The organism is Salmonella sp. SAL00653, from assembly GCF_046552515.1.
In the GTDB taxonomy this organism is placed as follows: Bacteria; Pseudomonadota; Gammaproteobacteria; order Enterobacterales; family Enterobacteriaceae; genus Salmonella; species Salmonella enterica.
On the sequence record NZ_JBGDTY010000016.1, the window covers coordinates 136,441 to 142,682 of the forward strand.

At 46.4% G+C, this 6,242-nt stretch carries 6 protein-coding genes and 3 pseudogenes; 5 read left to right on the plus strand and 4 right to left on the minus strand.

Annotation, left to right across the window (positions count from 1 at the left end):
* Positions 1-67 precede the first annotated feature (67 nt).
* The 4 genes from ACLJRU_RS18225 to ACLJRU_RS18240 all read left to right on the plus strand — a co-directional run bounded on the left by ACLJRU_RS18225 (position 68) and on the right by ACLJRU_RS18240 (position 2,194).
* Positions 68-259: a DinI-like family protein gene (locus tag ACLJRU_RS18225; RefSeq protein WP_000497441.1), complete on the plus strand. Its 192-nt coding sequence runs from the start codon at positions 68-70 to the stop codon at positions 257-259.
* A gap of 269 nt (positions 260-528) precedes the next feature.
* Positions 529-1,215, plus strand: a complete 687-nt coding sequence (gene gtgE / locus ACLJRU_RS18230; protein ID WP_001525490.1) for a virulence effector protease GtgE — start codon at positions 529-531, stop codon at positions 1,213-1,215.
* On the plus strand, positions 1,200-1,499 hold the full coding sequence (locus ACLJRU_RS18235) for a hypothetical protein (RefSeq protein ID WP_010989011.1): 300 nt from the start codon (positions 1,200-1,202) through the stop codon (positions 1,497-1,499). The genes gtgE and ACLJRU_RS18235 overlap by 16 nt, the downstream gene beginning before the upstream one ends.
* Positions 1,500-1,567: 68 nt before the next feature.
* A complete protein-coding gene (locus tag ACLJRU_RS18240; RefSeq protein WP_000334547.1) occupies positions 1,568-2,194 on the plus strand; it encodes an SOS response-associated peptidase in 627 nt (208 codons plus the stop codon).
* Positions 2,195-2,325: 131 nt separating this feature from the next.
* Here ACLJRU_RS18240 and ACLJRU_RS18245 read toward each other — a convergent pair.
* Together ACLJRU_RS18245 and sseI are read right to left on the minus strand one after the other, a co-directional pair.
* A pseudogene (locus ACLJRU_RS18245) lies at positions 2,326-2,744 on the minus strand (IS66 family transposase); the annotation flags it as partial.
* 97 nt (positions 2,745-2,841) lie between these two features.
* A pseudogene (gene sseI, locus ACLJRU_RS18250) lies at positions 2,842-3,809 on the minus strand (SPI-2 type III secretion system effector SseI).
* A 256-nt stretch (positions 3,810-4,065) separates the two neighbouring features.
* Between sseI and ACLJRU_RS18255 the strand changes: the two are divergent.
* A pseudogene (locus ACLJRU_RS18255) lies at positions 4,066-4,281 on the plus strand (tail fiber assembly protein); the annotation flags it as partial.
* 3 nt (positions 4,282-4,284) lie between these two features.
* Here ACLJRU_RS18255 and ACLJRU_RS18260 read toward each other — a convergent pair.
* Both ACLJRU_RS18260 and ACLJRU_RS18265 read right to left on the minus strand, forming a co-directional pair.
* Positions 4,285-4,866, minus strand: a complete 582-nt coding sequence (locus ACLJRU_RS18260; protein WP_000143167.1) for a tail fiber assembly protein — start codon at positions 4,864-4,866, stop codon at positions 4,285-4,287.
* On the minus strand, positions 4,866-6,242 hold a 1,377-nt coding region (locus ACLJRU_RS18265; RefSeq protein WP_410957043.1), incomplete at its 5' end, for a phage tail protein. The genes ACLJRU_RS18265 and ACLJRU_RS18260, both read right to left, overlap by 1 nt.

Sequence of the window (6,242 nt, forward strand, 5' to 3'; positions counted from 1 at the left end):
TGCCTTGACAGACAAAACCGCCAAAGCAAAAATACTGTATATATAAACAGTTATTAGCGAAACACGTATGTTCGTAGAACTGGTTTATGACAAGCGTAATGTTGAAGGACTCGAAGGGGCCAGCGAGATCATTCTGGCCGAACTGACGAAGCAGGTGCACCAGATTTTCCCTGATGCCGAAGTGAGGGTGAAGCCGATGCAGGCAAACTGCTTGAATAGTGATACCAACAAAAGCGATCGCGAAAATTTGAACAGATAGCTTATTAAAAATAGATTTATCTTAAACCACGTCATTTACATTTAGCCACCTCCCAAAATCCGGATTCAGCTTAAGAAAAATGCGACAATACAATAAAAACATATCATATAAGCCCCCTCAACAAATGTAATTTTAAGGCCAACAAACACCTCTAACTTATTCACTTTTAATTAATTTCATAAATAATAATTAACAACAAAAGAATTGTATTAATATCCACACTGTGGTATATAATTACATTAACAAAATTACTATTCGGCGAGTATATTATGTTAAGACACATTCAAAATAGTTTAGGCAGCGTTTACAGAAGTAATACAGCAACTCCTCAGGGTCAGATTATTCACCATCGTAACTTTCAAAGCCAGTTTGATACCACAGGCAACACCCTCTACAATAATTGCTGGGTTTGCTCATTAAATGTTATCAAATCCAGAGATGGCAATAATTATAGTGCATTAGAGGACATCACTTCTGATAATCAAGCGTTTAATAATATATTAGAGGGTATTGATATAATAGAATGTGAGAATTTATTAAAAGAAATGAATGTGCAAAAAATACCTGAATCCTCTCTTTTTACAAACATTAAAGAAGCTTTACAGGCAGAAGTTTTCAATAGTACTGTAGAAGATGACTTTGAGAGTTTTATTTCTTACGAATTACAAAACCATGGACCACTGATGTTGATCAGGCCTTCACTTGGCTCGGAATGTCTACATGCAGAGTGCATTGTAGGCTATGATAGTGAAGTGAAAAAAGTATTAATTTATGATTCAATGAATACCTCACCTGAATGGCAATCAAATATTGATGTCTATGACAAGCTTACCTTAGCATTCAATGATAAATATAAAAATGAAGATTGCAGTATTTGTGGTCTTTACTATGACGGTGTTTATGAGCCAAAACCTTTACACTCCTCCTCCTGGAAAGACTGGTGTACCATTTTATGATAGTTAACCTTTACCAAGATAATTATTCAGGCTACCGCCAACATGGGGGGGCGGAGGTTCAAATCCTCTCGTGCCGACCAAAATTCCCCTTAAAAACCAGCCTGTCAGGGCTGTTTTTTTTATGGCTCAATTTCCTACGGGGAAGCTATGGGGTGAAACTGGGGAATAAAGCCGTCGAGATTCGACGCAATTTGCGATTGATTCATCAGTTTGCTCACTGCTCAGTTTCGGAATTCATCAATACACAAATTTTCATTTCGAATTACTGTATAAATTCCCTGTAAATCATTACCGGAGCGCGCCACATTTTCCCCCTGCCCTATACTTTCAGCCTGACGACTGGCGGTTTCATATGTGTGGACGCTTTGCACAAGCACAGACCCGTGAAGAATATCTGGCATATCTGGCCGACGAAGCCGATCGTAATATTGCTTATGACCCTCAGCCTATAGGCCGGTATAACGTGGCGCCCGGGACTAAAGTCCTGCTATTGAGCGAACGCGACGAGCAATTACATCTCGACCCGGTGATTTGGGGTTACGCTCCCGGATGGTGGGATAAAGCTCCACTTATTAACGCCCGTGTCGCGACAGCGGCCTCCAGCAGAATGTTTAAGCCACTATGGCAGCATGGCCGGGCTATCTGTTTTGCCGATAGATGGTTCGAGTGGAAGAAGGAAGGCGACAAAAAACAGCCGTATTTCATTCACAGAAAGGACGGGAAGCCGATATTCATGGCTGCCATTGGCAGTACGCCGTTTGAGCGCGGTGATGAAGCAGAGGGATTTCTGATTGTTACCTCCGCAGCCGATAAAGGTCTGGTAGACATTCACGATCGTCGCCCGCTGGCACTGACACCGGAAACTGCTCGGGTATGGATGCGCCAGTTCCTGGAACCACATTCTAAGTCAATAACATACCGCGTCATACCTGCGCTCACACGTCCCATGATGCGAAAAGATACCAATCCATGCCAATAGTTAAAAACGGATGACTGTCCCGAATCCGTCCCACCTGCCCTATCCCACAAACCGGCGTTCAGATGCTCATCAAGAAAACCACCTCACCCTCATAACTCAGTAAGCGTCCCGTTTAGGACGTAGCGTAAGGATTATTTTACGGTTTCGAGGTTCCAGGGCAGCAGTTCGTGCACCCGGTTCGATGACCAGTCGCTGATTTTCCACAGCACGTCGCGTAACCATGCCTCGGACTCCACGTCGTTTAGTTTGCACGTACCCAGCAGGCTATAGATGATCGCCGCTGCCTCGCCGCTCCTGTCTGAGCCGAAGAACAGATAGTTACGTCGGCCCAGCGCCACGCACCGTAAGGCGTTTTCACAGATGTTGTTGTCGATCTCCACCCGACCGTCGCCGCAGAGGACACGCTCAACGCATCACACTGCTTCAGCATGTAACCGAACTCCTTCGCCATCTCCGCATGCACCGACAACGTTTTCAACTGCGCCTGTATCCAGTCGTACAGCGACTGGCTTTTCTCTTTCCTGACCGACAGCCGTGTTTGCGCCGGGCTGTGGACTCTGTCATCTGTGATAGTGTCCATCAAAATTTAAGTGGACACTATCATCGCCGGATTGACAGGGTTCTGACAGACGCCCTCCACGGTGCGCTTACATTTTACCTATTAAGGAATATTTTTGCTTTTTAAAGGTATTAAACCATCTCGGTGATGTAACAAAAACTTTCCCTGCCATAGATTCTGATTCTAATTCTCGTGGTAATGCATCATAGGCATTAGCTGCTATACTTGAATTACTAAAATCAGTATAATAAATAAGTTTCCTTCTTGTTGCCATTCTATATTTACAAACCCATTCATCTGCTGAAAGAATTAATGGGCCATTCAGATTACTCATACCTCTATTTTCAAACTGATGGGCTGAAACATCAAACACATAGTCTTTTCCTTCTTTATTTCCAACCACTGCAAAATGATTTATTGGTATTTCCTCTGTTGGTTTATCCCAGATAAATATACCTCGACAACGAATATTATCGAACCCTTTTTCATTCATAAAATTGCTTACAGGAGTCATTAATGACTCACACTGCCCTACCGGATTCATTATTTTATTATTTATAATTGGATTCTGTTTCAATTCCTCCAGATAGGCCGCAGCATCAATATCACTGGTTAGGTTGTAAGTTATATCTGTGCGTTCCACTCCCGGTTCTGTTGCCATGGTTAAGTGATGTGTTTCACTGTACCCCTGGCAATTTACGGTATAGTTCACGACGTCATCCAGGGTGACTGATAATATCTCCTGACTGTCTTCATCCAGAATACAGAAGTAGTTTTCCCCGTGCAGGCCGGAATGAATGTTTTCCTCCCATCCGTCATACGCGAGCGTCCTGAGCAGTTCAAATCTGCTGACCACATCCTCCCGCGTCGTTCCGGCCGGCGGGTGACAAATCGTCCAGATGCACTCCAGCGCTTCAGTCTGGTGCGTTGAGCAAAAAAATTCCTTCATTTTTTCCCAGGAACTCATTTCAGGGGGGTATCAGACCAGGCAATACGATAAATGCGGCGGTTACTGATGATGGCGGGAAGACATCCGCTTCCAATATGAAAGGGCATAACAAAAAACCTTTATAAATTTACATATAGTATCTGTCCGACAGACATCATCTCTTCCTGGTCTTAATTTCACAATAAGGTTATCGGCGGATTCATGGTCGTCCTGCCATGGCGGGCTTCAGAAGGTGCAGAAGAAAAATCCGTTATGATGACCGGATGGCGGGACTGTCATTTTACAGCTAAGTGTCGATTTTTTCAGGGTCGCTTTCCACGATGACCAGATCATCCGGTATCAACGCCCGGCGTTCAATTTTGGCAGGCAGAAGTCACCCGGCAGAAATTACTTAACGATTCAGATAATGCCATTAAGGACTGGCGCATAGAATTAACGCTGGGGATTATCAGTGATGAAAATAAAGCAGCTTTGATTCTGCCGATGAATTATATCAATGTTCTTAAATCGCTGGACTTAACAGGTGTTTCAGATGAGGCCACCTTCACAGCAATCAGGTGGCCTGCATTACCACAGTAACGCCTACTGGCTGGCTGGTCTTTCCGGCCAGTCAGGGGCGGCTGTATCCATCCGGTTTACCAGCACCCTATATTTTTTCCATTCGTCGAGCCGCGCTTTCTCATCATCTGTTGCGATTCCAAGATCAACTGCATCCTGCAATGGCGCGATTTTTTCAGATGCCATTTGCAAAAGACGGCTTTTGGTTTCTTCCGCCTGACGAAGCTGCGCTGCTTTTTCAGCCGCTTCGTCTTTTACCCAGACCTTAGCCTTACCATCCCATTTCTGGTATTCACCACCTGGTGAAACTGATGTGACATTTTCGGGCAACGGACCAGGAGCGGAGATATAAACCTGATTGCCGGTTGTTGTGTCGTAAACCATCTCGCCGCGGTGATCCTCATGCAAACTCCATGTCTGGGTTTCAGCGTCAAATATAGCAATATGACTGGCGGGAATATCAGGAGGGGCGATATCAGTACAGTTTGCCGGTAGTCCTGTGTGCGGCGGAATATACGCATCACCTGCACCAATAAATTCGTTAGTATCTGAACGCAGATTGAAAATTTTAATTGTCTGCGCCTGTTCGCTCATTTTAAAAGTCATTATGCCAGCCTCACTATGTAGTTAAATGCAATGTTTTTAACCGTGGTTTCCGCATTACCGTCTGCGTCCACAATAACGACGTGTCCGTGTGGACCTATATACATGGTGTGCTCATGTCCTCCGATATAAACTGTATGTGCATGGTCGCCAGCGGCCTGTGTCCATGCACCACCTCCAGGCTGAAATGAGGTGTGATTGGAATCTCCCCAGTATGAATTGATATAACCGCCGAACTGGTGAGTATGATTGCCCGTGGTATTGGTCGATTTCGTGCCGTAATCAAAGGATGAGGTAGATTTTGTCCCTAAGTCAGTATCCTGCGCTCTGGCGCTGTGACTGTGCGATTTGTTGCCGTCCATTTCTTGCGACAGTACAGCACGTCCACTGATGGGCTTACCCTTTATTGTCCAGCCCCGCATGTCAGGGATAATGCCGGACGGATACGCTATAGCCAGTAACGGGTAAGCAGATTTATCAAACGATTGCCCCTGCATCAGGGCGTAACCGGCTGGGGTAGCATCAGACGGCCATGCTATCGCCGCACCTACTGGATACGAATTCGGTGGCGGATTTAGTGAGGTGTAGAGCATCGCCCGTTCGGACCACTCAGCATCGGCGGTATCTCGATGACTGCGAATATATGCGGGCGCTGGCGCACCGTTTGTCCCGCTCCAGCCAATGAGGATTTCCCCATCACCAGTTCCGGTCAGACGTAAAATATTTCCGTATTGCGTCGGATAGCCATTGTTGTAGACCTCGCCCATTATCAGGCCGCTATCGCTGCCTCTTGTCGCACCAGTCAGTGCCGGAAGCGCGCCGCGTGATGCCAGTCTGTTCGCTGCAACAGCCGTACCTGATGCAGGGAGCGCTCCGATATTTTGTACAAACAGCGGCTTTTCCGGAATATCGCCACCGTTCTGTGATTTTAGTAATGCATCGGCGGCGTGATTTATGGTTTCCCGTAAACCAACGTATTCGATAAGACCGTCAACGCTTTTTCCTGACAGCGCCGTCAGTGTATCGTCCAGCGGCTGCTTGCCCGCCAGTTTATTCAGTACAGTGGTGGCAAAGTTCGGATCGTTACCCAGCGCGTCAGCCAGTTCTTTCAGCGTGTCCAGCGTTTCCGGCGCAGAACCAACCAACTGCGCCACTTTCGCAGCCACAAACGCTGCCGTGGCAATTTCAATACCTGCAGCTGCGGTTTCCGGAGTTGGTGCTGTTGGCGTACCAGTCAGTGCCGGACTGTCCAGCGGCGCTTTGGTCTGTACCTCGTCCATGACAGCATGGACCGCCTTTGGCGTGGCTGCCAGCGCTTCGCTGTCACTGTCCGTGGCGCTGCTTAACTTAACGATACCTTTTTTCGTCAGGCTGGCATC